This window comes from Streptomyces sp. NPDC058637 (assembly GCF_042717325.1).
Lineage (GTDB): Bacteria > Actinomycetota > Actinomycetes > Streptomycetales > Streptomycetaceae > Streptomyces.
The window spans coordinates 1-23688 of record NZ_JBHXRD010000012.1 but is presented as its reverse complement, the minus strand read 5'-3'; the positions used below and the strand labels follow the sequence as shown (position 1 = coordinate 23688).

Below are 23688 nucleotides of genomic sequence, written 5' to 3'. Positions count from 1 at the left end.
ACCGATTCTCCAGTTTACGGGCGGGTCGGGGCGGCCGGTCACGGGTGCGGGGCGGGGTGGCCGTCCGGGGCCGGACGACGGGTTTCGTCCCCGTGATATCGAACTCAGTGCCAAGGTCGGCCAAAGCGCGTGTCCAACGCCCGAAAGAACACGCCCCGCGACCTAGGTTGTCCAGGTGGAGCAGCACAGGACACGTACCCCGCAGCGCAGGCAGCCCGCGCCGCCGAAGCAGGCCCCGGTGTCGGTGGCGGTCGCGCCGGTGTCATCGGTCACGCCGGTCGCGGTGGGGCCGCGACCGGGCGGCACGCGGCCACGATCCCGGGCCGGGGCGGTCGCGCCCGTCGTCCTGGCGCTGCGCAGATTCCCCAACCCCCGGCTGACCGGCATCGGCGCGGGCCTCTTCGCGGCCCTGACCATGTTCCTGCTGGCCTGTGCGGACCGGCTGCTCCTGGACGGATCGGCGGTCGCGTTCGGGCTGCTGTTCCTGCCCGTCAGCGCGCTCACCGCGCTCTGGGTGCGGCCCGCCGACCTGGTCACCGCGCCGATCAGCGTGCCGATCGCCTTCGCCGTCGGTGTCATCCCGATCGCCGGGGGGGCGGGCGGCTTCGGCGGTCAGACGATGGCGGTCGTCACCGCGCTCGCCGTCCACGCGGGCTGGCTCTACGGCGGCACCCTCGTCGCCGGACTCATCGCCACCGTACGGAAGGTGCGGCAGATGCGGGAGCGGCAGCGCCACCTGCTGCGGTCCGCCCAGGGCCAGGGCGTACGCCGCCCCCGCCCCTGACGGACCGCCCTCGCAGCTCCCGGTCACCCCCGCACCGGCCTCCTCAGGGTTACTTGCCCGCTGCCGCCATGGCCGCGCCGACGATGCCCGCGTTGTTCTGGAGCTCCGCCGGGACCATCTCGGCGCGTACGTGCTCGATCAGCGGCAGGAACTTCTCCGCCTTGCGGCTGACGCCCCCGCCGATGATGAAGAGCTCGGGCGAGAACAGCATCTCCACGTGGACCAGGTATTTCTGCACCCGGTGCGCCCAGTGCTGCCAGCTCAGGTCCTCGTCCTCCTTGGCCCTCGTGGAGGCGCGCTTCTCCGCGTCGTGACCGTGCAGCTCCAAATGGCCGAGCTCGGTGTTGGGGACCAGCTGCCCGTCGGTGAAGACCGCGCTGCCGATTCCCGTACCGAGGGTCAGCATGATCACCGTGCCCTTGCGGTCCCGTCCCGCGCCGAAGGTCATCTCCGCGATCCCGGCCGCGTCGGCGTCGTTGAGGATCGTGACGGGCTGCCCGATGCGGTCGCTGAGCAGCGCACGGGCGTCCTTGCCGATCCATGCCTTGTCGACATTGGCCGCGGTACGGGTGATGCCACCGGTGACGACACCGGGGAACGTGATGCCGACCGGACCCTGCCAGTCGAAGTGGCCGACGACCTCGGCCACACCGTCGGCCACGCCCTCGGGCGTGGCCGGATGCGGTGTCAGTACTTTGTGGCGCTCCCGCGCCAGCTCTCCGCGGTCCAGGTCCACGGGAGCACCCTTGATCCCTGAGCCGCCGATATCCACACCGAAGATCTCCATGGATCCACGGTACGGGCAGGTGGCGCGGATCACTTCCCGGGGATGGCCTGTCCCGCGGAGAGTGCCGCCGCTTCGGCGCGCAGGTCGCGGCGGAGCTCCTTGGGCAGCGAGAAGGTGATCGACTCGTCCGCGGTCCTGACCGTCTCCACGTCCGCGTAGCCCCGCTCGGACAGCCATTCCAGGACACCGTCGACCAGGACGTCGGGGACGGAGGCGCCCGACGTGAGGCCGACCGTGGTGACGCCCTCCAGCCAGGCCTCGTCGATCTCGGCGGCGAAGTCCACCAGGTGCGCGGCGGGTGCGCCCGCGTCCAGGGCGACCTCGACCATGCGGATCGAGTTCGACGAGTTCTTCGAGCCGACGACGATGACCAGTTCGGCGTCCTCGGCCAGCTTCTTCACCGCGATCTGGCGGTTCTGCGTGGCGTAGCAGATGTCGTCGCTGGGCGGGGAGATCAGCTGCGGGAACTTCTCCTTGAGCGCGTCGACCGTCTCCATCGTCTCGTCGACGGAGAGCGTGGTCTGGGAGAGCCAGACGACCTTCGACTCGTCGCGCACGGAGACGTTGGAGACGTCCTCGGGGCCGTCGACCAGCGTGATGTGGTCGGGGGCCTCACCGCTCGTGCCGATGACTTCCTCGTGGCCCTCGTGGCCGATCAGGAGGATGTCGTAGTCCTCCTTGGCGAACCGGACGGCTTCCTTGTGGACCTTGGTGACCAGCGGGCAGGTCGCGTCGATCGTGGCGAGCCTGCGCTCCGCGGCCTCGGCGTGGACGGTCGGGGCGACTCCGTGCGCGGAGAACATCACGATGGAGCCCTCGGGCACCTCCGCCGTGACGTCGACGAAGATCGCGCCCTTCTTCTCGAGCGTCTGGACGACGTACTTGTTGTGCACGATCTCGTGACGGACGTAGATCGGGGCCCCGTACTGCTCCAGGGCCTTCTCGACGGCGATCACGGCACGGTCCACGCCCGCGCAGTAGCCACGGGGTGCGGCGAGCAGGACACGGCGGGCAGGAGTTGCAGTCATGCGCCCCATCGTAAGGCCGTACCGAACAGGCGCGGGATCGGCGGGGTCGGGAGACTGATGCGGACGCCGGACAGCGACGGAGGGCTCATGACCGGAAGCAGCACGGACCGGGGAGGACTGCGGCGCACACTGGGGTTCCGTGACCTGGTGGTCTACGGGCTCCTGTTCATCGCCCCCATGGCCCCGGTCGGCGTGTTCGGCACGCTGGACGCGAAGTCGGACGGCGCCGTCGCACTGGTGTACCTCGTGGCGACGGCGGTGATGGCCTTCACCGCCTTCAGCTACGCCCAGATGGTGCAGGTCGCCCCACTGGCCGGTTCGGTCTTCGCATACGCCCGCAAGGGGCTCGGCGAGGGCCCCGGTTTCGTCGCCGGGTGGATGGCGATGCTCGACTACCTGCTCATCCCCGCGGTCGCCTACCTGTTCTCCGGGATCGCGATGAACGCGCTGGTCCCGGAGGTGTCGCGGTGGGTGTGGACGGCGATCGCGGTCGTCGTGACCACCCTGCTCAACCTCTGGGGCGTCCGGGCGGCGGCCCGGGTGGGCTTCGCGGTGCTCGCCATGGAGATCGTGGTGCTGCTCGTGTTCGTGGTGTCGGCGGTGGTGGTGCTGGCCAGGGACGGGGCGCAGCGGGGCTGGCTGACGCCGCTCACCGGGGACACCGGGTTCTCGATGACGGCGGTGCTGGGTGCGGTGTCCGTCGCGGTGCTCTCCTATCTGGGCTTCGACGCGATCGCCTCGTTCGCGGAGGAGGTGACGGGGGGTTCGGCGAAGGTGGCGCGGGCGGTGCTGTTCTGCCTGGTGCTCGCCGGGGTGCTGTTCGTCGTCCAGTCGTATCTGGCGGCGCTGCTGGAACCGGTGAGCTCCGCTGAGCTGGCGGCGGATCCGGTCAGGCAGGGGTCGGCGTTCTACGACGCGGTGGACGCGTCGGTCGGGACCTGGCTGCACGACCTGGTGGCCGCGAGCAAGGCGGTCGGGGCGGCCTTCGCCGCGCTGGCCGGGCAGGCCGCGGCCGGCCGGCTGGTGTTCGCGATGGCACGGGAGGGGCGGCTGCCGTCGTTCCTGTCCCGGGTCGACAGCCGGTCCGGGGTGCCGCGCGTCGCGATCACGTGTGCCGCGGTCGTGACGCTGGTGGCGGCGGTGTGGGCGGCCCGGCGGGACGACGGTCTCGACCATCTGGTGTCGGTCGTGAACGTCGGCGCGCTCACCGCGTTCGTGCTGCTGCACGCGTCGGTGGTCGGCTGGTTCGCGGTGCGCCGCATGGAGGGGCCGCCGAGCTGGTGGCGCCATGTCGTGGTGCCGGTGGTGGGCGCGGGCGTGCTCGTCGCGGTGATCCTGGAGGCGACGGTGACCGCCCAGCTGGTCGGGGTGTGCTGGCTGGGGATCGGCCTGGTGGTGCTGGCGCTCCAGTGGGGGCGGCGGGCGGTCTGAGGGGGCGGGCGGCTCCCGGCCGCACGTGCACCCGCACCCTGGCGTCGCGCCGGATACGCGGTTCGTTGTCGGCGCCGGCCGATACGCTCGCCCGTATGGCACTCACTACGTCCCCGGAAGCGCCGCTGCCCGTCGGCGACGTGTCACGGCTGATCGGCGGGTGGATCGACCGGCTCGGCGCGGTCTGGGTCGAGGGGCAGATCACCCAGCTGTCGCGGCGGCCGGGCGCCGGTGTGGTCTTTCTGACGCTGCGCGATCCGTCGCACGACATCTCGGTGAGCGTCACCTGCTTCCGGCAGGTCTTCGACCGGATCGCCGACGTGGTGACGGAGGGCGCGCGGGTCGTCGTCCTCGCCAAGCCCGAGTGGTACGCGCCCCGTGGCCAGCTGTCACTGCGGGCGACGGAGATACGTCCGGTGGGGATCGGCGAGCTGCTGGTCCGGCTGGAGCAGCTGAGGAAGTCGCTGGCCGCCGAAGGGCTCTTCGCCCTGGACCGCAAGCGCCCGCTGCCGTTCCTGCCGCAGCTGATCGGCCTGGTCTGCGGGCGGGCGTCGGCGGCCGAGCGTGACGTGCTGGAGAACGCCCGGCGCCGTTGGCCCGCGGTGCGCTTCGAGGTGCGCAACACCGCCGTGCAGGGGGTGCACGCGGTGAACCAGGTGGTCCAGGCGGTGCGGGAGCTCGACGCCCTGCCCGAGGTCGACGTGATCGTCGTGGCCCGGGGCGGCGGGAGCGTGGAGGATCTCCTGCCGTTCTCCGACGAGCAGCTGATCCGGGCGGTGGCCGCGTGCCGTACGCCTGTGGTCTCCGCCATCGGCCACGAACCGGACTCGCCCCTGCTCGACCTGGTGGCAGACCTGCGGGCGTCGACCCCGACGGACGCGGCGAAGAAGGTCGTGCCGGACGTGGGTGAGGAGCTCGACCGCGTACAGCAGCTCCGGGACCGGGCGCTGCGGACCGTACGGGGGCTGCTCGACCGGGAGGAGCGGGGGCTGGCGCACACGCTGGGCCGGTCCTCGATGGAGCACCCGCAGCGGATGGTCGACGAGCGGGCCGCGGAGGTCGACGCGCTGGTGGGGCGGAGCCGCCGGGTGCTGGGGCATCTGCTGGACCGCGCCGACTCGGAGCTCGCGCACACCCGGGCCCGGGTCGTCGCGCTGTCGCCGGCGGCGACGCTGGAGCGGGGTTACGCGGTGCTGCAGCGGCCGGACGGGCATGTGGTGCGGTCCCCCGCGGACGCCGGGGCGCCGGGCGAGGTGCTGCGGGCCCGGGTGTCGGAGGGCGAGTTCACGGTGCGGGTCGCGGAGTGACGGGCGCGCGACCGCTCCTCGTTGTCGGACCTCACGCTTAGGGTGGATCACATGACGGACGACGGGACGACCACGGCTGCCGCGACCGGCACGCTCGGGTACGAGCAGGCGCGGGACGAGCTGATCGAGGTCGTGCGCCGCCTGGAGGCGGGCGGCACGACGCTCGAGGAGTCGCTGGCCCTGTGGGAGCGCGGCGAGGAGCTGGCGAAGGTCTGCCGGCGCTGGCTGGAGGGTGCGCGGGCCCGCCTGGACGCGGCGCTGGCCCGCCCCGAGGAGCCCGCGGAGGGCACGGGCACGGCCTGAGTCCGCGGCGACGACGGACGGCGGTGGCGGGGGCCCGGCACGGAGGGCGGGGCAGCCGGGGCGCTGTGCGGTGGATCACCACCGGACCGATTTAGTTGAAAGTTAATCAATATCGGGGTTACGGTGATCGTGTCGCCCGACATCTCATCCACCCGGAAGGCAGCTCCACCGATGTCCCTCGTTCTTGACCCCGCCGCCCAGGACCTCCTCTTCCGTGAGGCCCGCACCTCCAACACGTTCACCGACGAGCCGGTGACCGACGAGCAGGTCCAGGCGATCTACGACCTGGTCAAGTACGGCCCCACCGCGTTCAACCAGTCGCCGCTGCGCGTCGTCCTGGTCCGCTCGGCCGAGGGCCGCGAGCGCCTCGTGAAGCACATGGCCGAGGGCAACAGGCCCAAGACCTCCACCGCCCCGCTGGTCGCGCTCCTCGTCGCGGACAACGAGTTCCACGAGGAGCTCCCGGCGCTCCTGCCGCACTTCCCGCAGGCCAAGGACGCGTTCTTCTCCGAGCGCCCGGTCCGCGAGCGGTCCGCCGCGCTCAACGCCTCGCTGCAGGCCGCCTACTTCATCATCGGCGTCCGCGCCGCCGGCCTGGCCGCCGGCCCGATGACCGGTTACGACGCCGCGGGCATCGAGAAGGAGTTCCTGGACGGCGACCACAAGCTGCTCATGGCCGTCAACATCGGCAAGCCGGGCGAGGACGCCTGGTTCCCCCGCCTGCCGCGCCTGTCCTACGACGAGGTCGTCACGACCGTCTGATCCGGGACCACCCGCACGGAGAAGCCCCGCTACGCCGAGCGTCGCGGGGCTTCTCCGTGCGCGGGGAGGGTCAGGAAGCTGTCCGCAGCGCCGCGGCCATCTCCGCGAGCCGCTCCATGGGTGCCGAGCCGGTGACGACGGTGGTCACACCCTCGGCGTGCAGCACGAGGGCGTCGTACTTCGGGCCCTCCCAGCGCTGCCACGCCTCACCGGCCACGTCGTACGTGCTCCCGGTGTCCTCGGCCCGCTGGCTCACCGCGGGCACGTACTTCCTCGCCGGGGACGTGGACTGCTCCACCGCGACGTACCTGCCGTCCGGGTCCAGGAAGCCCAGGTGCCAGCCGGCGCCGTTGTGACCCTCGTACGAGACGGAGGTCGGCTTCCACTTCTCCGACAGCCCGGCCGGGGCCGCCACCGGGTACGGCGCGGCGCGCCGCGCCGTCGCGAGTTCGACCCGGTAGTCGACGGCCTTGATCGGATCGGCCGTGTCGTCGTGCGGGATGAAGATGTAGATGACGCCCGCCAGTGCGGTGATCACGAGCATCGACAGGAACATGTCCCGGACGGTCTGCTTGCCTCGCTTGCTTGCCACGGACTCAATGGTGGCACGGGCCCTCACACGCCCGACCGGCGGGCACCCGCTCATCCGTGACCCGCCCTGCTCATTTTATCGGCCTACCGATAGAGTCACAGCACCCTCTTTTCCGGTCGTCGTCGTACAGAAAGGTGCGCTCCGATGTCCGAGCATCATCTGCCGTCCCAGCTGGAGGTCTCTCCGGAGGCCCCCGACCGCAACCTGGCCCTGGAGCTGGTCCGGGTGACCGAGGCCGCCGCCATGGCCGCCGGGCGCTGGGTCGGCCGCGGCGACAAGATCGGCGCCGACGGCGCCGCAGTGAAGGCCATGCGGACCCTCGTCTCCACCGTGTCGATGAACGGCATCGTCGTCATCGGTGAGGGCGAGAAGGACGAGGCCCCCATGCTGTTCAACGGCGAGCGGGTCGGTGACGGCACCGGCGCCGAGGTCGACATCGCCGTCGACCCGATCGACGGCACCACGCTCAACGCCAAGGGCATGCCCAACGCGATCGCCGTGCTGGCCGCCGCGGACCGGGGCGCCATGTTCGACCCGTCCGCCGTCTTCTACATGGACAAGCTGGTCACCGGCCCCGAGGCCGCCGACTTCGTGGACATCAACGCTCCGGTGTCCGTGAACATCCGGCGCGTCGCCAAGGCCAAGAGCTCGACCCCCGAGGACGTCACCGTCGTCATCCTCGACCGCCCCCGGCACGAGGGCATCGTCCGGGAGATCCGGGAGACGGGCGCCCGGATCAAGTTCATCTCCGACGGCGACGTGGCCGGTTCGATCATGGCCGCCCGCGAGGGCACCGGCGTCGACCTGCTCATGGGCATCGGCGGCACCCCGGAGGGCATCATCTCGGCCTGCGCCATAAAGTGCCTCGGCGGTGTCATCCAGGGCAAGCTCTGGCCCAAGGACGAGGCCGAGCGGCAGCGTGCGCTGGACGCCGGGCACGACCTGGACCGGGTGCTGTCGACGGACGACCTCGTCAGCGGGGACAACGTGTTCTTCGTCGCCACCGGCATCACCGACGGTGAGCTGCTGCGCGGTGTGCGGTACCGCTCGGAGACGGCGACCACGGAGTCCCTGGTGATGCGCTCGAAGTCGGGAACGATCCGGAGGATCGACTCCACGCACCGGCTCTCGAAGCTGCGTGCCTACAGCGCCATCGACTTCGACCGGGCCAAGTAGGACCGGAGGTCGTGAGGGGCCGCCCCGCCGGGTGGCCCCTCACTCCTCGCCGCGGGCCTCAGCCGGCCGCGGCGATGTGCTGCTCCGCCTGGGTCGCCTTGAGCTCGATGTCGCGCCTGCGCCGACGGGCGAGCACCACGCGGCGCTCGGCGGCGGTGAGGCCGCCCCACACCCCGTAGGGCTCGGGCTGTATGAGTGCGTGTTCCCGGCACTCCACCATGACCGGGCACCTCGCGCAGACCTGCTTCGCGGCCACCTCGCGGGACAGCCGGGCAGCAGTCGGCTCCTTCGACGGGGCGAAGAACAGCCCGGCTTCGTCCCGGCGGCACACCGCCTCCGAATGCCAGGGTCCCGCCTGGTCCTCCCGCGCGGGAGAGCGCTGGGACGGCACGGCGGCGACCTGCAGGGGCTGATGCGGCAGTTGCAGCACGGTCTACTCCTGACGACGGCTTCGGCTTCGCGAGCGAGAGACGATGCAGCAGTCCCTACCCGCTGTGCGCACGCCTATGCACTGAGTGGCCTTGTCGCACGGCCCCGCGAAGGCCCACGGTCGCCTTTTGGCCGGAATACGCGCGGAACCGGCCGACCGCACTCAGCGGCCGAGATGTTTCCGCAACTGGTCGTGCAGGTTGGCGATGAGCTTGCCACGCTTGGGCTTCGCCTCGACGTTCCCGAAGACGGAATAGCCGTTCACCACGACCACCGGGGCCTCCGGGTCGGCGGATTCCAGTGTGTCGACTTCGAAATTGCCGAAAATGCCCGTACCGCTGCCGCGCAGTGAAATGTTCTCCGGCACCCGGATTTCGACGCTGCCGAAGATGGACGTCGCATTGATGACGGTCAGACGCTGGCCGAAAAGAGCCTCGGTCAGGTCGATCTCGACGCTGCCGAAGAGCGAGAAGGCGTTCGTACGGCCGCCGACGCGCCAACGCCCCCTGCGGGTGGAGCTGCTGAAGACCGCCACGAGGTTCTCGGCGGGCCCCGCGGGCCCCTCGGGGCCGTATCCGTAGGGTGCCTGGGCCGGCCGGCCGGCGGGCCCGGCCGCCGGGAGGTCCCGCACCAGCGGCTCCAACTCGCCCACGGTCTTGGCCCGGTAGACCAGGTCGACCCGCTCGGCGTGCTCCTCGGCGGTCAGCCGGCCCTCGGCCATGGCCTCCCGGAGGATGTCCGCGATCCGGTCGCGGTCCGCGTCGGAGGCGCGGATTCCGGCGGGCGCGGGACCGGCCGGAGCGACGGGCTGCTGGGGCTGCTTTTCGAGGTCCACCGCACCAGCCTACCCAAACGCGATAGATCGCGACCAGTACCCCGACGGCGTGGGGGCAGGAATCCGGCCCTCCTGTCGAGCCGCCCCCGGTGAGCCTTACCTCACAGGCCCGGCGCGTCGTCGGCGTTCTACCCTGGTGGATGCGCTGCCCGAGGGAGGTCAGCCGCTGTCGCCGAGTGAGGAATGGCCGTAATGCCAGAGTTTGCGTACTCCGATCTGCTCCCGCTGGGAGAGGACACCACGCCGTACCGGCTGGTGACCGCCGAGGGCGTCTCGACCTTCGAGGCCGACGGCCGTACGTTCCTCAAGGTGGCTCCGGAGGCCCTGCGCACGCTCGCCGCCGAGGCCATGCACGACATCTCGCACTACCTGCGGCCGGCCCACCTGGCGCAGCTGCGGCGCATCATCGACGACCCCGAGGCCTCGTCCAACGACAAGTTCGTCGCGCTCGACCTCCTGAAGAACGCGAACATCGCCGCCGCGGGTGTCCTGCCCATGTGCCAGGACACCGGTACGGCGATCGTCATGGGCAAGCGCGGCCAGAACGTCCTCACCGACGGCGGTGACGAGGAGGCCCTGTCGCACGGCATCTTCGACGCGTACACCGAGCTGAATCTGCGCTACTCGCAGATGGCCCCGCTGACCATGTGGGACGAGAAGAACACCGGCTCGAACCTCCCGGCCCAGATAGAGCTGTACGCGACCGACGGCGGCGCGTACAAGTTCCTCTTCATGGCCAAGGGCGGCGGCTCGGCGAACAAGTCCTTCCTCTACCAGGAGACCAAGGCGGTCCTCAACGAGGCCTCCATGATGAAGTTCCTGGAGGAGAAGATCCGCTCCCTGGGGACGGCCGCCTGCCCGCCGTACCACCTGGCGATCGTCGTCGGCGGTACGTCGGCCGAGTTCGCGCTGAAGACCGCGAAGTACGCCTCCGCGCACTATCTGGACGAGCTTCCGGCCGAGGGTTCCCCGACCGGTCACGGCTTCCGTGACCAGGACCTGGAGCAGAAGGTCTTCGAGCTGACGCAGCGGATCGGCATCGGCGCGCAGTTCGGCGGCAAGTACTTCTGCCACGACGTGCGCGTCGTCCGCCTCCCCCGCCACGGTGCGTCGCTGCCCGTCGCCATAGCCGTCTCCTGCTCGGCCGACCGCCAGGCCACCGCGAAGATCACCGCCGAGGGCGTCTTCCTGGAGCAGCTGGAGAAGGACCCGGCGCGCTTCCTGCCGGACACCACCGACGAGCACCTCGACGAGTCGGGGGACGTCGTCCGGATCGACCTGAACCGGCCGATGGACGACATCCTCGCGGAGCTGACCAAGTACCCGGTCAAGACACGGCTGTCGCTGACCGGTCCGCTGGTCGTGGCGCGTGACATCGCGCACGCCAAGATCAAGGAACGGCTCGACGCGGGCGAGGAGATGCCGCAGTACCTCAAGGACCACCCCGTGTACTACGCGGGCCCGGCGAAGACCCCGGAGGGTTACGCGTCGGGGTCCTTCGGGCCGACGACGGCCGGCCGGATGGACAGCTACGTCGCGCAGTTCCAGGCGGCGGGCGGCTCCAAGGTGATGCTCGCCAAGGGCAACCGGTCCAAGCAGGTCACCGACGCGTGCGACGCCCACGGCGGCTTCTACCTGGGCTCGATCGGCGGCCCGGCGGCGCGTCTGGCGCAGGACTGCATCAAGAAGGTCGAGGTCGTCGAGTACGAGGAGCTCGGCATGGAGGCGGTCTGGCGGATCGAGGTCGAGGACTTCCCCGCGTTCGTCGTCGTCGACGACAAGGGCAACGACTTCTTCACGGAGCCCGCCCCGGCACCGACCTTCACCAGCATTCCGGTCCGCGGCCCCGGTCTCGGCTGATCCAAGCGCGGTTCACCGGTCCCGGCTCGGCTGACCGACGCGCGATCGCGGGTCCCGGTCCGGGCTGATCCACGCACGGTTCCAGGGGCGTTCCGGCCACGGCCGGGGCGCCCCTGCGGCGTTCCCGCGGGTCCGGAAAGCAGCTCCCGGGACCACGCCCGCCGGTCCGGGCGGTCCCCGGCCGCGGACCGCGCCGGGTATGTACTGGCGTATTCACCGGCGGACCCCGATGCCGGGGAATACGGGCAAGGCGCCACGCGCTCATCTTCACCAGGAGGTTGGAACAGATGAACGGATCGGCCGAGGACACGCAGTACCGCGTCGAGCACGACTCGATGGGTGAGGTGAAAGTACCCGCGCACGCCAAATGGCGGGCCCAGACGCAGCGCGCCGTGGAGAACTTCCCCATCTCCGGTCAGCGCCTGGAAAGGGCCCACATCGAGGCCCTGGCCCGGATCAAGGCCGCCGCCGCCAAGGTCAACGCCGAGCTGAAGGTGCTCGATCCGGACATCGCCGAGGCGATCCGGTCGGCCGCCGCCGAGGTGGCCGAGGGCCGCTGGGACGAGCACTTCCCGGTCGACGTCTTCCAGACGGGTTCCGGCACCTCGTCCAACATGAACACCAACGAGGTCGTGGCCACGCTCGCCACCGAGCGGCTCGGGCGTGAGGTCCACCCCAACGACCACGTCAACGCGTCGCAGTCCTCCAACGACGTGTTCCCCTCCTCCATCCACATCGCCGCGACCGCCGCGGTCACCGCCGACCTGATCCCGGCGCTCGACCACCTGGCCTTGGCCCTGGAGCGGAAATCGGCCGAATTCGCGGAGGTCGTGAAGTCGGGCCGTACGCATCTGATGGACGCCACACCCGTCACCCTGGGCCAGGAGTTCGGCGGCTACGCGGCTCAGATCCGCTACGGCGTCGAGCGGTTGCGTGCCTCGCTCCCGCGCCTCGCCGAACTCCCGCTGGGCGGTACGGCGGTGGGCACCGGGATCAACACCCCGCCCGGCTTCTCCGCCGCCGTGATCGCCGAGGTGGCCCGCACCACCGGGCTGCCGCTCACCGAGGCCCGTGACCACTTCGAGGCCCAGGGCGCCCGGGACGGACTCGTCGAGACGTCCGGGCAGCTCCGTACCGTCGCGGGGTCGCTCACCAAGATCTCCAACGACCTGCGCTGGATGGCGTCCGGTCCGCGCACGGGCCTGGCCGAGATCAACCTGCCCGACCTGCAGCCCGGTTCGTCCATCATGCCCGGCAAGGTCAATCCGGTCGTCCCGGAGGCCGTGCTCATGGTCGCGGCCCAGGTGACGGGGAACGACGCCACGGTCGCCGCCGCGGGCGCGGCCGGCAACTTCGAGCTCAACGTGATGCTCCCGGTGATGGCGAAGAACCTGCTGGAGTCGGTGCGCCTGCTCGCCAACGTCTCCCGGCTGCTCGCCGACCGCACGGTCGACGGCATCACGGCCGACGTGGAACGGGCCAGGCGGTACGCGGAGTCCTCGCCGTCGGTGGTGACCCCGCTGAACAAGTACATCGGGTACGAGGAGGCGGCGAAGGTCGCCAAGAAGTCGCTGGCCGAGGGCACCACGATCCGGGAGACGGTGCTGGCCGGGGGCTACGTCGAGCGCGGCGACCTCAGTGCGGAACAGCTCGACGAGGCCCTGGACGTGCTGCGTATGACCCGGCCGTGACGCATTTCGCAGCGGGCGGGGGGGCCCGTACCTAAGATCTCTTCATGACAGCCACGGAAGCGGGTACGGGAGCAGACACCGGGGCGAGTGCGGGCAACGGCACACGCTGGGCGCCGGGGGACCGGATCCTCTGGCGCTACCGCGACAACGGCGACGACGACCGGCCCGTGCACATCTGCCGGCCGGTCACCGTCGTCCAGGACACCGACGAACTGCTGGCCGTCTGGCTGGCGCCCGGCACCGAATGTGTGAAACCGGTCCTCGCCGACGGCACCCAGGTGCACGCCGAGCCGCTGGCCACCCGCTACACGCGCCCGCGCACGACAGTGCGTTCCCGGTGGTTCGGAACAGGTGTGCTGAAGATCGCCCGGCCGGGCGATCCCTGGTCGGTGTGGCTGTTCTGGGACCGCGGCTGGCTCTTCCGCAACTGGTACGTCAATTTGGAGGAGCCCCGTTCGCGCTGGGCCGGAGGGGTCGACTCACAGGACCATTTCCTCGACATCGCCGTGCATCCCGACCGCAGCTGGGAGTGGCTCGACGAGGACGAGTTCGCCCAGGCCCAGCAGGTCGGGCTGATGGACGGGGCCACCGCGCAACGCGTACGGGAGGCGGGCCTGGCGGCGGCCGACGTCGTCCGGGGCTGGGGCACGCCGTTCAGGGACGGATGGGAGCACTGGAGGCCCGATCCGCAGTGGCAGGTTCCGGCACTGCCCGATGACTGGGACCGCACCCCCACCCCCAACTCGCCGTGAGACCCTTGATGCACCCCAGGGGGGCGAACGTAGGATCGCCCTCCACGGACTGCGCGGCCGGTATGTTTCGTCACAACCGGCGTAGGCAGCACAGGGCCTGACCACAAGTCACCGCACGAACCGCATGAGTCACACGGACCACGGAGCCGGGTGGGTCGTGCGGTCGCATGAACCACGACGAGGGGGTGGAGACGTGCTCGCTGTCCGCTGCCCCGTCGCCGGAGTGACCGATATCGGCCCACCGATCGACGGTACGGTTTCGGCCCCGCTCCTGAGGGCATCCGGTGACAGCCGTTGTTCTCACCGCTCTTGCCGGGGCACAGTGGCGCCCCACGAGGTGATTGCCTCATACAACCGGCCCGGACGGACGGAATCCCACGCGTGACGGAGCATCCCACCTCCCACGAAGGCCGGCAGCCCCTCGCCGCCCGGCCGCAGGAACGCGCCCGGCCCCGGCAGCAGGAGGCCGTACCGGGCGTCGCTGCCACGGCCGCGATCCCCGGCCCCTCCGCGGCGCCGAACCCGGGCCCGGCCACCTCGGCGGATCCCGCCGACACGCAGGCCGTCGCCCGCCGCGAGGGTGACCGGCTGCGCTTCGTCGGCGCCGCGACCCGCCGGATCGCCCGGGGCATAGACCTGGACGAGATCGTGCTGGGCCTGTGCCGGGCCAGCGTGCCCACGTTCTCCGACGCCATACTCGTCTACCTCCGCGACCCGCTCCCGGTGGGCGACGAGCGCCCGGTCAGCCCCTTCGTGCTGCGGCTGCGCCGCACCGACAGGCTGCGTCTGACCGACGAGGAGAGTGAGATCGGGCCGGAGGGCGAGCGGCTGCTGCGGCTGCCCGTCACCGACCCGCAGGCGGGTCTGCTGCCGGCCGCCGACCTGTGCGAGGTCCTGGCGGGCGGTGCGCTCGCCGAGGTGCTGCGCGGGGTGCGGCCCGTCTTCGGGGACTCCGCCGCGGCCCGTGCCGCCCTGCCCGAGCTGCTGGGTGTCGGTCGCACGGTGCCCACGGGACACCGCGCGATCCTGGCACCGCTGCGCGGGCGGCGCCGGGTGATCGGCGCCGCGGTCTTCCTGCGCGGCACGGAACGCCCGCCGTTCGAGGCCAACGACCTGCTGGTCGCGGCCCAGCTGGCGACGCACACCGCGCTCGGCATCGACAAGGCGGTGCTGTACGGCCGCGAGGCGTACATCGCCGACGAGCTGCAGCGCACGATGCTGCCGGACTCGCTGCCGCAGCCCACCGGCGTTCGCCTGGCCTCCCGCTACCTCCCGGCGGCGGAGACGGCCCGGGTGGGCGGGGACTGGTACGACGCGATCCCGCTGCCCGGCAGCAGGGTCGCCCTGGTCGTCGGCGACGTGATGGGCCACTCCATGACCTCCGCGGCGATCATGGGGCAGCTGCGCACCACCGCGCAGACCCTGGCCGGTCTCGACCTGCCGCCGCAGGAGGTCCTGCACCATCTGGACGAGCAGGCGCAGCGGCTCGGCAGCGACCGCATGGCGACCTGCCTGTACGCGGTGTACGACCCCGTCGCGCACCGCATCACCATCGCCAACGCCGGCCATCCGCCGCCCGTGCTCCTGCACCTGGGCGGCCGGGCGGAGGTGCTCCGGGTTCCGCCGGGCGCCCCGATCGGCGTCGGTGGGGTCGACTTCGAGGCGGTCGAGCTGGACGCCCCGGCCGGGGCCACGCTGCTGCTGTACACGGACGGGCTCGTCGAGTCCCGGCTGCGGGACGTCTGGACCGGGATCGAGCAGTTGCGGGAGCGGCTGGCCGCCACGGCCCAGCTGACCGGGCCGGACCACTCGCCGCCGCTGGAGGCGCTCTGCGACGACGTGCTCGACATGCTCGGTCCGGGCGACCGGGACGACGACATCGCGCTGCTGGCCGCCCGTTTCGACGGGATCGCGCCGAGCGACGTGGCGTACTGGTTCCTGGAGCCGGAGGACGCGGCCCCGGGCCGGGCCCGCAGGCTGGCCCGCAGGGCGCTCAGCCGGTGGGGTCTGGACGATCTCGCGGACGAGGTGGAGCTGCTCGTCAGCGAGGTGGTGACGAACGCGGTGCGGTATGCGGAGCGCCCGGTGACGCTGCGGCTGCTGCGCACGGACATCCTGCGCTGCGAGGTCGGTGACGACTCCCCGCAGCTGCCCAGGCAGCGCCGTGCCCGGGAGACGGACGAGGGCGGACGCGGGCTGTTCCTGGTCAACCGGCTGGCCCGCAGGTGGGGGGCGACCCGGCTCTCCACGGGCAAGGTGGTGTGGTTCGAGATGGCCACTCCCGGCCCGTAGCCCTTCTCCCCTCTTCGGAGCGGCGTGCACGAAGCGGTCTGACCGACATCCCGCGCCGACGCGAGCGCTCGTGACCGGGGAGCCCGGGTGGTGCACGCCGGGGGCTCCGGGGCCGAACGGCGGCTGACGTGGCGCGTACGCGTGAGGGGCGGTGTCCGTGGTTCACGGACACCGCCCCTCACGCGTGCTCACTGCCCCGACAGGCCGTCCCCTGGCCCGTCACCCGGGGGCTGCTCGCCGTCCTCGGGGTCCTGCGTGGTGCTGGGCTCCCCGCTCGGCGTCACCGAGGGCTCCTGGCTCGGCGGCGCGCTGGGGGTCGTCTCGTCGCTCGGCGTCGCCGAGGGGGTCTCCGAGGGGGTCTCCGGCTCCGCGGACGGGGTCGGTGAGGGCTCCTCGGTGTCGGACGGTGTGACCGAGGGGCTCTCGGTCACCGTCGTCTCGCCGCGTTCGACGCCCTCCAGGTCGAAGGTGGCGTCCGAGCCGCCGCCGAGGGCGCCCAGGGTGTAGTCCGCCCAGATCTTCGCGGGGAAACCGCCACCGTTGGCCCGGCCCGAATTGGCCGTACCGGTCAGCGTGACCTGACCGCCGCCCTCCTTGGTGGACTCGCCGAACAGGGCCACGACCGTCGAGAGCTCCGGGGTGTAGGCCGCGAACCAGGCCGCCTTGTTGTTCTCCGACGTACCCGTCTTGCCCGCCGCGTCGTAGGCCGTGGTGTCGGCCTCGCGGCCGGAGCCGATGTCGACCACCTCGGTCAGCGCGTGCGTCACGGTGTCGGCCGAGCCACGGCTGATCACCTGGCCGCCGATGCCGTCGACCGGCTCCATGGCACGGTCGCGGTGCTCCGCCGACTTGACGATGGTCGGGGTGACCTTCTTGCCGTGGTTGTCGAGGGTGGCGTACACCCCGGCCATGTCCCACGTCGAGGCGTTCATGGTGCCCAGGGTGATGGCGGGGCGCTCGGGGAAGTTCTTGTCCGGTACGCCCATGGCGAGCGCGGTCTTCTTCACGGCGCTCGGGGTGACGTCGACGACCATCTGCGCGAAGACGGAGTTGATCGACTTGTCCATCGCCCGCTGGACGGTCGGGCTGTCGTAGCTGATGTCGTCCTCGTTCTGCGGCGCGAACGGGGTGTCGCTGCCCACGACGGGGCGTTTGCTCGTTCCGTCGTAGACCGTGTTGAGGCCGATCCGGTCGCCGCCCTGGGTCACCGACTCGTTCTCCAGGGCGGAGGCGAGCACGAGCGGCTTGAAGGTGGACGCGGGCTGGTAGTCCTGCCGGGTGGCGTTGGATATCCAGTGTTCGGTGGCACCGACACCGCCGTAGAGCGCGACGACCTTGCCCGTCCTCGGGTCCACGGAGGTGGCGCCGGCCTGGACGGTCGCGTCGATCTTGTTGCCCTTGCGGTCGAGCTGGTCCTCCAGCTGGTCGTCGACCGACTTCTCCAGCTGCTTCTGGCGCTTCTTGTCGATGTTGAGGGTGATCGTCCAGCCGCCGGCCTCCCGCATCTCCTCGGTGACGCCCTGCCGCTCCATCTCCTCGTTGGCGGCCTCGACGAGGTAGCCCGTCTGGCCCTCCATACCGGGGGCGGCCTTGGGGGGCTTCGGGACGGGGAACGTCAGCTTGTCGCGCTCGGCCTGGTCGAGCCAGTTCTCGTCGACCATGTTGTCCAGGGTGTAGGCCCAGCGCTCCTTGACGAGCTTCTTGCCGGTCGGTGAGGCGACGGCCCAGTCGTACTGGCTGGGGGCCTGGAGCAGGGCCGCGAGGTAGGCGCCCTGGGAGACGTCGAGATCCTTGGCGTCGACACCGTAGTAGGCCTGCGCCGCCGCCTGGACGCCGCTCGCACCGCGTCCGTAGTACACGGTGTTGAGGTATCCGGCGAGGATGTCGTCCTTCTTCGTGCTCCGGTCGACCTTGAGCGAGATGACCAGTTCCTTGAGCTTGCGGGTGACCGTCTGGTCCTGCGTGAGGTAGTAGTTCTTCACGTACTGCTGGGTGATCGTGGAGCCGCCCTGCTTGCCCTTGCCGGAGAGGGTGTTGAACAGGCCGCGGGCGGTGCCCTTGAGGTCGACGCCCTGGTCCCGGTAGAACGACTTGTTCTCGGCGGCGACGAAGGCGTGCTGGACGCCCTTGGGTACGACGGCGAGGTCCACGATCTCCCGGTTGGCGCCCCTGTCGTCGCGGGCCAGGAGGGTGCCGTCGCTGTACTTGTAGACGTTGCTCTGCTTCTTGGCCTGGGCGTTGGCCGCGGGCACGTCCACGTACACGTAGAGCGCCACGAAGGCGCCCATCACCAGCAGGCAGAGCCCGAAGAACGTGCCCAGGATCTTCCGCCAGGTGAAGAGTCCGCGTATGCCGCCGCCCCTCCCGGCGCGGCGCGCCGCCCGCCCCTGAGCTCGTCGCGCATCCGCTCGACCCATCGCTGTCGTGCTCCTGTTCCTGTGCTCGTTCCGCTCCGGTCAGATCAATCAGCTAACACCGAAGGAGCGGACAAATGGCAAGCGATCCGGTCTTTTCCGGACGTGACAATCAGCACCCGCTCTCCCAGGAACCGACTCACCAGGGGTGCACAAGGTTGCGAAGTCCGATAATGTGAAATCACATTGCTAGCGTGGCGCTATGCCGCACGAGACGGGGGACCCCATGACCGCACCGCACGACCGTCCCGGCACCACCGACCCGGCCGCCGACCTCGTCCCGGACGCACCCGAGATGCCCGCCCCGCAGGTCAGGGAGACGACGGCACACTCCATCCCGGGTGGCTTCGGGCTGCTGCTGACCGTGCTCGGGGTGCTCCTCGGCATCGGCCTGGCGATCGGAGGCGGCGTCCTCGGCGCCAACGGGCACAACGGCACCGGTGTCCCGCTCCTCATCCTCGGACTGCTGCTCACCGTCGCCTCGTTCTTCTGCATGACCGGTGTGAAAATGGTCGCTCCGGGCGAGGCGCGGGTCATCCAGCTCTTCGGCCGGTACGTCGGCACGATCCGCGCGGACGGACTGCGGTGGATCAACCCGCTGACCTCCAGCCGCAAGATCTCCACCCGGGTCCGCAACCACGAGACGGCGGTCCTGAAGGTCAACGACGCGTACGGCAACCCGATCGAGCTCGCCGCGATCGTCGTCTGGAAGGTCGAGGACACCGCGCAGGCGCTCTTCGAGGTCGACGACTTCCTGGAGTTCGTCGCCACCCAGACCGAGGCGGCCGTCCGGCACATCGCGATCGAGTACCCGTACGACGCCCATGACGAGGGCGGGCTCTCGCTGCGCGGCAACGCCGAGGAGATCACCGAGAAGCTCGCGATCGAGCTCACGGCGCGGGTCCAGGCGGCCGGTGTGCTGATCATCGAGTCGCGTTTCAGTCACCTCGCGTACGCCCCCGAGATCGCCTCGGCGATGCTCCAGCGGCAGCAGGCGGGGGCGGTCGTCGCGGCCCGTCAGCAGATCGTCGAGGGCGCGGTGGGCATGGTCGAGATGGCGCTGGCCCGCATCGCCGAGCAGGACATCGTCGAGCTCGACCCCGAGCGCAAGGCGGCGATGGTCAGCAACCTGATGGTGGTCCTCTGCGGTGACCGTGCGGTGCAGCCGGTCCTGAACACGGGCACGCTCTACCAGTGACGGACGACGCCTCCACTCCTGCCGGCAGGCGGCCGCAGCGCAAGCAGATGCTGCTGCGGCTGGATCCGGCGGTGCATGACGCGCTGGCCCGGTGGGCCTCGGACGAGCTGCGCAGCGCGAACGCGCAGATCGAGTTCTTGTTGCGGCGGGCGTTGGCGGAGGCGGGGCGGCTGCCGGGGGGTGCGGGGCCGATCCCTCGGCGGGGGCGGCCACCGAAGCCGGTGTCGGGGGCCGCGGACGAGTCGGCGCCGGAGGCGGAGCCGGAACCCGGCGCCGAGGGGTGAGGCCGGACCCCCGGGGGCTCCGTCCCCGAACCCCCGGTCCTCAATCGCCGGACGTGCTTGGAATGCGGGCCCGCACCGCCCGAGGGGCCTCCCGGACGGGCTTGGACTGCGGGCCCGCACCGCCCGCAGGGACCCGCGGTTCGGGCTTGGTCCGGGCTGTATACACGCGAGGTATACACAGCATGTAGAGTGCCTCGCATGTCAATCGGTCACACCCTTCTCGGGCTCCTCGAGTCCGGCCCCCGTCATGGTTACGACCTCAAGCGGACCTTCGACGAGAAGTTCGGCCATGATCGGCCGCTGCACTACGGTCAGGTCTACGCGACCATGTCCCGGCTGCTGAAGAACGGTCTCGTCGAGGTCGACGGCGTGGAGTCCGACGGCGGGCCCGAGCGCAAGCGGTACGCGATCACCGAGGCGGGGGTCACCGATGTCGCCGCCTGGCTGGGCCGGCCGGAGAAGCCGGAGCCGTATCTGCAGTCGACGCTCTACGCGAAGGTCGTCCTGGCGCTGCTGACCGGGCGCAGCGCCTCCGGGCTGCTGGACGCGCAGCGGTCCGAGCATCTGCGGCTGATGCGCGTCCTCACCGAGCGCAAGCGCGAGGGCGATCTCTCCGACCAGCTGATCTGCGACTTCGCTCTCTTCCATCTCGAAGCCGACCTGCGCTGGCTGGAACTGACCGGTGCGCGGCTCGACCAGCTGGCCGAGGTGGTCGCCCCGTGACCCCCGACGGTTCCCTGCTCGTCGCCCGGGGCCTGCACAAGACCTACGGCTCGACGCCCGCGCTCGACGGCGCCTCGTTCTCCGTCCATCCCGGCGAGGTCGTCGCCGTGATGGGCCCCTCCGGTTCGGGCAAGTCGACCCTGCTGCACTGCCTCGCGGGGATCGTCGTCCCGGACTCCGGCACCGTCACCTACGCGGGCCGTGAGCTGTCCGCTATGTCCGACGCCGAGCGCAGCGCCCTGCGCCGCAGTGATTTCGGCTTCGTGTTCCAGTTCGGCCGGCTCGTCCCCGAGCTGACCTGTCTGGAGAACGTCGCACTGCCGCTCCGGCTGAACGGCGTGAAGCGCAAGGCGGCCGAGCGCACCGCCCTGGAGTGGCTGGAGCGCCTGGAGGTGGACGGGATCGCCGGCAAGCGTCCCGGCGAGGCCTCCGGCGGTCAGGGGCAGCGCGTCGCCGTCGCCCGCGCCCTGGTCGCGTCGCCGAAGGTGGTCTTCGCCGACGAGCCGACGGGTGCGCTGGACTCCCTCAACGGCGTGCGGGTCATGGAGCTGCTCACCGAGTCCGCCCGGTCGGCCAACACGGCCGTAGTCCTCGTGACGCACGAGGCGCGGGTGGCCGCGTACTCCGACCGGGACATCGCCGTACGCGACGGCCGGACCCGGGACCTGGAGTTCGCCGTATGACCTGGCTGCGCGACCTCGGCCTGGGCATACGCTTCGCCGCGGCGGGCGGCCGTGAGGGCTGGGCGCGGACCGCGCTCACCGCGGTCGGCGTCGGGCTGGGGGTGGCGATGCTGCTCGTCGCCTCGTCCGTGCCGCACCTGCTGGAGCAGCGGTCCGTGCGCACGCAGGCCCGCGAGGAGGCCCCGGTGTCGCGGAACGACGACGCCGTCCCGAAGTCGGACACCACGGTCCTGCGGATCAGTACGGCGACCGAGTACCGCGGCAGCGCCGTCGAGGGCTTCCTGATGCGGGCGGAGGGCGCCCGTCCGGTCCTCCCGCCGGGGGTCGCGGCGTTCCCCGGGCCGCGTGAGATGGCGGCCTCCCCCGCCCTCCGGGACCTGCTGGCCTCCCCGCGGGGCGCGCTCCTCAAGGAGCGGCTGCCGTACCGGATCACGTCGACGATCGCCGACGCGGGCCTGCGATCCCCGAACGAGCTGTACTTCTACGCGGGCAGCGACTCGCTGACGCGGGCCGACGGCGGTCACCGGCTGGCCGGTTACGGCGACGGCACCGGGGACTCGCCTCTCTCACCCGTCCTGGTCGTCCTCGTCATCATGATCTGTGTCGTGCTGCTGGCCCCCGTCGCGATCTTCATCGCCACGGCCGTACGGTTCGGCGGCGACCGCCGCGACCGCCGGCTCGCCGCGCTACGTCTGGTCGGTACGGACATCCGGGCGACCCGTCGGATCGCGGCCGGTGAAGCCCTGTTCGGCTCCGTGCTCGGACTGCTGGCCGGGGTCGTCTTCTTCCTCGTGGGCCGCAGGTTCGTCGGCCACATCGAGGTGTGGAACCACAGCGCGTTCCCGTCCGACCTGGCCCCCGCGGCCTGGGCGGCGGCGCTGATCGCCGTCGCGGTGCCCCTGTCCGCGGTACTCGTCACGCTGGTCGCCATGCGCTCGGTCGTCGTCGAACCGCTGGGCGTCGCACGCGACTCCGGCAGCCGCAGGCGCCGGCTCCGGTGGCGTCTGCTGATACCGGTCGTGGGCCTGGCCGTGCTGGGGCTGACGGGCCGGGTGGACGAGTTCACCCCCGTCGACCCGTACCCGATCGCGGGCGGCGCCGTACTGGTCCTGTTCGGGCTCGCGCTGCTGCTCCCCTGGCTGATCGAGGCCTGCGTGAACCGGCTGCGCGGCGGCCCGCTGCCCTGGCAGCTCGCCGTCCGCCGACTGCAGCTGAACAGCGGGGCCGCGTCCCGCGCGGTCAGTGGCATCACCGTGGCCGTCGCCGGAGCGGTGGCCCTGCAGATGCTGTTCGCCGCGGTCGGCGACGAGTTCGAGACGATGACGGGACAGGACCCGTCGCGCGCCCAGTTCCACACCTTCTCGGAGAAGGTCGGTGGGGACGCGGCCACCCGGACCATCAAGGCGTTCCGGGCCACCGAGGGCGTGGAACGCGTCATCGGCACGGTCGATACGTACGTGACCAGGCCGGGGACGTACAGCGAGGACGAGGTCACGCCGACCACCACCCTCAGCATCGGCGACTGCGCCACGCTGAAGGAGCTCGCCGAGATCGGTTTCTGCAAGGAGGGCGACGTCTTCGTCGTCCACCCCGCGAACGACAAGGAGTTGAGCGACTGGGTCGACGAGACGGCCCGCAAGGGCGAGGAGATCGAGCTCAACCCCACGCTCGACTGGAAGCCGGGCGCGAAGTCGGTCCTCTGGACCCTGCCCGCGGACGCCAGGACCGTCACCGCCGCCCGCAACCCGCTCGGCGAGGAGAACTACGGCATCATGGCGACGGTCGGGGCCGTCGACCCCCGCATACTCCCGAGCGCCCAGACGATAGCGCAGATCAAGGTCGACAAGGGCGTGAAGGACGTCGCCGAACACGTACGGAACACGGCCGCCAGGATCGACCCGGGCATGCGGGTCGGCACCCTGACCTCGGTCACCCGCGACCGCCAGTACGCCAGTGTGCAGACCGGCCTGCGCTTCGGCGCGGCGGCGACACTGCTGCTGATCGCCGCGTCGATGCTCGTCTCCCAGCTGGAGCAGCTCAGGGAGCGCAAGCGGCTGCTGGCGGTCCTGGTCGCCTTCGGTACCAGGCGCGTCACCCTCGCCTGGTCGGTGCTCTGGCAGACCGCCGTGCCGGTGGTCATCGGCCTCCTGGTCGCGACCGCGGGCGGCCTCGGGCTCGGCGCCGTGATGACCTGGATGCTGGCCAAGACCGTGACGCGGTGGTGGCTGTTCCTGCCGATGGCGGGTGCGGGCGGGGTCCTCGTCGTGGCCGTGACCCTGCTCTCGCTGCCCCTGCTGTGGCGCCTGATGCGCCCGGACGGGCTGCGCACGGAGTGAGGCCGCGGAGGGGTGAGCGCG

21 protein-coding genes are annotated in these 23688 nt (G+C 71.2%); 15 read left to right on the top strand and 6 right to left on the bottom strand.

Translation table 11 applies throughout. From position 1 onward, the window contains the following. The first annotated feature begins 175 nt into the window (after positions 1-175). Complete coding sequence (locus ACFWVP_RS14395) at positions 176-784, top strand: DUF6542 domain-containing protein (protein WP_384496578.1); 609 nt, start codon at positions 176-178, stop codon at positions 782-784. A 49-nt stretch (positions 785-833) separates the two neighbouring features. Here ACFWVP_RS14395 and ppgK read toward each other — a convergent pair whose 3' ends face one another. Beyond that, positions 834-1571, bottom strand: a complete 738-nt coding sequence (gene ppgK, locus ACFWVP_RS14390; RefSeq protein ID WP_384496576.1) for a polyphosphate--glucose phosphotransferase — start codon at positions 1569-1571, stop codon at positions 834-836. Between the two features lie 29 nt (positions 1572-1600). Further along, positions 1601-2608, bottom strand: coding sequence for a 4-hydroxy-3-methylbut-2-enyl diphosphate reductase (locus ACFWVP_RS14385; protein ID WP_384496574.1), 1008 nt, complete (start codon positions 2606-2608; stop codon positions 1601-1603). Between the two features lie 78 nt (positions 2609-2686). Between ACFWVP_RS14385 and ACFWVP_RS14380 the strand changes: the two genes are divergently transcribed. From ACFWVP_RS14380 to ACFWVP_RS14365, 4 genes are all read left to right on the top strand, one after another. After that, a complete protein-coding gene (locus ACFWVP_RS14380; RefSeq protein ID WP_384496572.1) occupies positions 2687-4030 on the top strand; it encodes an APC family permease in 1344 nt (447 codons plus the stop codon). Positions 4031-4125: 95 nt separating this feature from the next. Then, positions 4126-5337 carry an exodeoxyribonuclease VII large subunit gene (gene xseA / locus ACFWVP_RS14375; RefSeq protein ID WP_384496571.1) on the top strand — a complete coding sequence of 404 codons (1212 nt, stop codon included), beginning with the start codon at positions 4126-4128 and terminating at the stop codon, positions 5335-5337. A 51-nt stretch (positions 5338-5388) separates the two neighbouring features. Next, complete coding sequence (locus ACFWVP_RS14370) at positions 5389-5640, top strand: exodeoxyribonuclease VII small subunit (protein ID WP_384496569.1); 252 nt, start codon at positions 5389-5391, stop codon at positions 5638-5640. A gap of 171 nt (positions 5641-5811) precedes the next feature. Beyond that, entirely contained in the window at positions 5812-6402 is a 591-nt protein-coding gene (locus ACFWVP_RS14365) for a malonic semialdehyde reductase (protein ID WP_384496567.1), read from the top strand. Between the two features lie 70 nt (positions 6403-6472). Here the strand turns inward: ACFWVP_RS14365 and ACFWVP_RS14360 are convergent, their stop codons facing one another. Further along, positions 6473-6994: a DUF4245 domain-containing protein gene (locus tag ACFWVP_RS14360; RefSeq protein ID WP_384496566.1), complete on the bottom strand. Its 522-nt coding sequence runs from the start codon at positions 6992-6994 to the stop codon at positions 6473-6475. Positions 6995-7138: 144 nt separating this feature from the next. Between ACFWVP_RS14360 and glpX the strand changes: the two genes are divergently transcribed. After that, positions 7139-8170, top strand: a complete 1032-nt coding sequence (gene glpX, locus ACFWVP_RS14355) for a class II fructose-bisphosphatase (RefSeq protein WP_384496565.1) — start codon at positions 7139-7141, stop codon at positions 8168-8170. 58 nt (positions 8171-8228) lie between these two features. On the opposite strand, the gene ACFWVP_RS14350 is transcribed toward glpX, so the two are convergent. Both ACFWVP_RS14350 and ACFWVP_RS14345 read right to left on the bottom strand, forming a co-directional pair. Beyond that, entirely contained in the window at positions 8229-8600 is a 372-nt protein-coding gene (locus tag ACFWVP_RS14350) for a WhiB family transcriptional regulator (RefSeq protein ID WP_384496564.1), read from the bottom strand. A gap of 162 nt (positions 8601-8762) precedes the next feature. Next, positions 8763-9434: a DUF1707 domain-containing protein gene (locus tag ACFWVP_RS14345; protein WP_384496562.1), complete on the bottom strand. Its 672-nt coding sequence runs from the start codon at positions 9432-9434 to the stop codon at positions 8763-8765. A gap of 192 nt (positions 9435-9626) precedes the next feature. Here ACFWVP_RS14345 and ACFWVP_RS14340 point away from each other — a divergent pair, with 192 nt between their 5' ends. The 4 genes from ACFWVP_RS14340 to ACFWVP_RS14325 all read left to right on the top strand — a co-directional run bounded on the left by ACFWVP_RS14340 (position 9627) and on the right by ACFWVP_RS14325 (position 16029). After that, the gene (locus ACFWVP_RS14340; RefSeq protein ID WP_384496560.1) at positions 9627-11294 is read left to right on the top strand and encodes a fumarate hydratase; all 1668 of its coding nucleotides are present in this window, start codon (positions 9627-9629) and stop codon (positions 11292-11294) included. Positions 11295-11581: 287 nt separating this feature from the next. Next, the gene (locus ACFWVP_RS14335; protein ID WP_384496559.1) at positions 11582-12985 is read left to right on the top strand and encodes a class II fumarate hydratase; all 1404 of its coding nucleotides are present in this window, start codon (positions 11582-11584) and stop codon (positions 12983-12985) included. A gap of 44 nt (positions 12986-13029) precedes the next feature. Further along, positions 13030-13737 carry a DUF402 domain-containing protein gene (locus ACFWVP_RS14330; RefSeq protein ID WP_384496557.1) on the top strand — a complete coding sequence of 236 codons (708 nt, stop codon included), beginning with the start codon at positions 13030-13032 and terminating at the stop codon, positions 13735-13737. A 381-nt stretch (positions 13738-14118) separates the two neighbouring features. Next, on the top strand, positions 14119-16029 hold the full coding sequence (locus tag ACFWVP_RS14325) for a SpoIIE family protein phosphatase (protein WP_384496556.1): 1911 nt from the start codon (positions 14119-14121) through the stop codon (positions 16027-16029). A 188-nt stretch (positions 16030-16217) separates the two neighbouring features. Here ACFWVP_RS14325 and ACFWVP_RS14320 read toward each other — a convergent pair whose 3' ends face one another. Then, positions 16218-18446, bottom strand: coding sequence for a transglycosylase domain-containing protein (locus ACFWVP_RS14320; RefSeq protein ID WP_384496554.1), 2229 nt, complete (start codon positions 18444-18446; stop codon positions 16218-16220). 223 nt (positions 18447-18669) lie between these two features. Here ACFWVP_RS14320 and ACFWVP_RS14315 point away from each other — a divergent pair, with 223 nt between their 5' ends. The 5 genes from ACFWVP_RS14315 (at position 18670) to ACFWVP_RS14295 (ending at position 23667) form a co-directional block, all read left to right on the top strand. Then, positions 18670-19641 (top strand): SPFH domain-containing protein, encoded by a 972-nt coding sequence (locus tag ACFWVP_RS14315; RefSeq protein WP_384496846.1) that lies wholly within the window; start codon positions 18670-18672, stop codon positions 19639-19641. Further along, the gene (locus ACFWVP_RS14310) at positions 19638-19925 is read left to right on the top strand and encodes a hypothetical protein (protein ID WP_384496553.1); all 288 of its coding nucleotides are present in this window, start codon (positions 19638-19640) and stop codon (positions 19923-19925) included. Before ACFWVP_RS14315 ends, ACFWVP_RS14310 begins: the two co-directional genes overlap by 4 nt. 198 nt (positions 19926-20123) lie before the next feature. Continuing rightward, complete coding sequence (locus tag ACFWVP_RS14305) at positions 20124-20648, top strand: PadR family transcriptional regulator (RefSeq protein WP_384496551.1); 525 nt, start codon at positions 20124-20126, stop codon at positions 20646-20648. Beyond that, entirely contained in the window at positions 20645-21331 is a 687-nt protein-coding gene (locus ACFWVP_RS14300; RefSeq protein WP_384496549.1) for an ABC transporter ATP-binding protein, read from the top strand. The genes ACFWVP_RS14305 and ACFWVP_RS14300 overlap by 4 nt, the downstream gene beginning before the upstream one ends. Beyond that, complete coding sequence (locus ACFWVP_RS14295) at positions 21328-23667, top strand: ABC transporter permease (protein ID WP_384496548.1); 2340 nt, start codon at positions 21328-21330, stop codon at positions 23665-23667. Before ACFWVP_RS14300 ends, ACFWVP_RS14295 begins: the two co-directional genes overlap by 4 nt. The last annotated feature ends 21 nt before the right edge of the window (positions 23668-23688 follow it).

Bases quoted from the DNA above. Each gene is read 5' to 3' on its own strand.
- ACFWVP_RS14320 (WP_384496554.1), bottom strand. From the start codon at position 18,446: ATGGGTCGAGCGGATGCGCGACGAGCTCAGGGGCGGGCGGCGCGCCGC.
- ACFWVP_RS14380 (WP_384496572.1), top strand. From the start codon at position 2,687: ATGACCGGAAGCAGCACGGACCGGGGAGGACTGCGGCGCACACTGGGG.
- xseA (WP_384496571.1), top strand. From the start codon at position 4,126: ATGGCACTCACTACGTCCCCGGAAGCGCCGCTGCCCGTCGGCGACGTG.
- ACFWVP_RS14340 (WP_384496560.1), top strand. From the start codon at position 9,627: ATGCCAGAGTTTGCGTACTCCGATCTGCTCCCGCTGGGAGAGGACACC.
- ACFWVP_RS14385 (WP_384496574.1), bottom strand. From the start codon at position 2,608: ATGGGGCGCATGACTGCAACTCCTGCCCGCCGTGTCCTGCTCGCCGCA.
- ACFWVP_RS14365 (WP_384496567.1), top strand. From the start codon at position 5,812: ATGTCCCTCGTTCTTGACCCCGCCGCCCAGGACCTCCTCTTCCGTGAG.
- ppgK (WP_384496576.1), bottom strand. From the start codon at position 1,571: ATGGAGATCTTCGGTGTGGATATCGGCGGCTCAGGGATCAAGGGTGCT.
- ACFWVP_RS14330 (WP_384496557.1), top strand. From the start codon at position 13,030: ATGACAGCCACGGAAGCGGGTACGGGAGCAGACACCGGGGCGAGTGCG.
- ACFWVP_RS14315 (WP_384496846.1), top strand. From the start codon at position 18,670: ATGACCGCACCGCACGACCGTCCCGGCACCACCGACCCGGCCGCCGAC.
- glpX (WP_384496565.1), top strand. From the start codon at position 7,139: ATGTCCGAGCATCATCTGCCGTCCCAGCTGGAGGTCTCTCCGGAGGCC.
- ACFWVP_RS14295 (WP_384496548.1), top strand. From the start codon at position 21,328: ATGACCTGGCTGCGCGACCTCGGCCTGGGCATACGCTTCGCCGCGGCG.
- ACFWVP_RS14335 (WP_384496559.1), top strand. From the start codon at position 11,582: ATGAACGGATCGGCCGAGGACACGCAGTACCGCGTCGAGCACGACTCG.
- ACFWVP_RS14370 (WP_384496569.1), top strand. From the start codon at position 5,389: ATGACGGACGACGGGACGACCACGGCTGCCGCGACCGGCACGCTCGGG.
- ACFWVP_RS14305 (WP_384496551.1), top strand. From the start codon at position 20,124: ATGTCAATCGGTCACACCCTTCTCGGGCTCCTCGAGTCCGGCCCCCGT.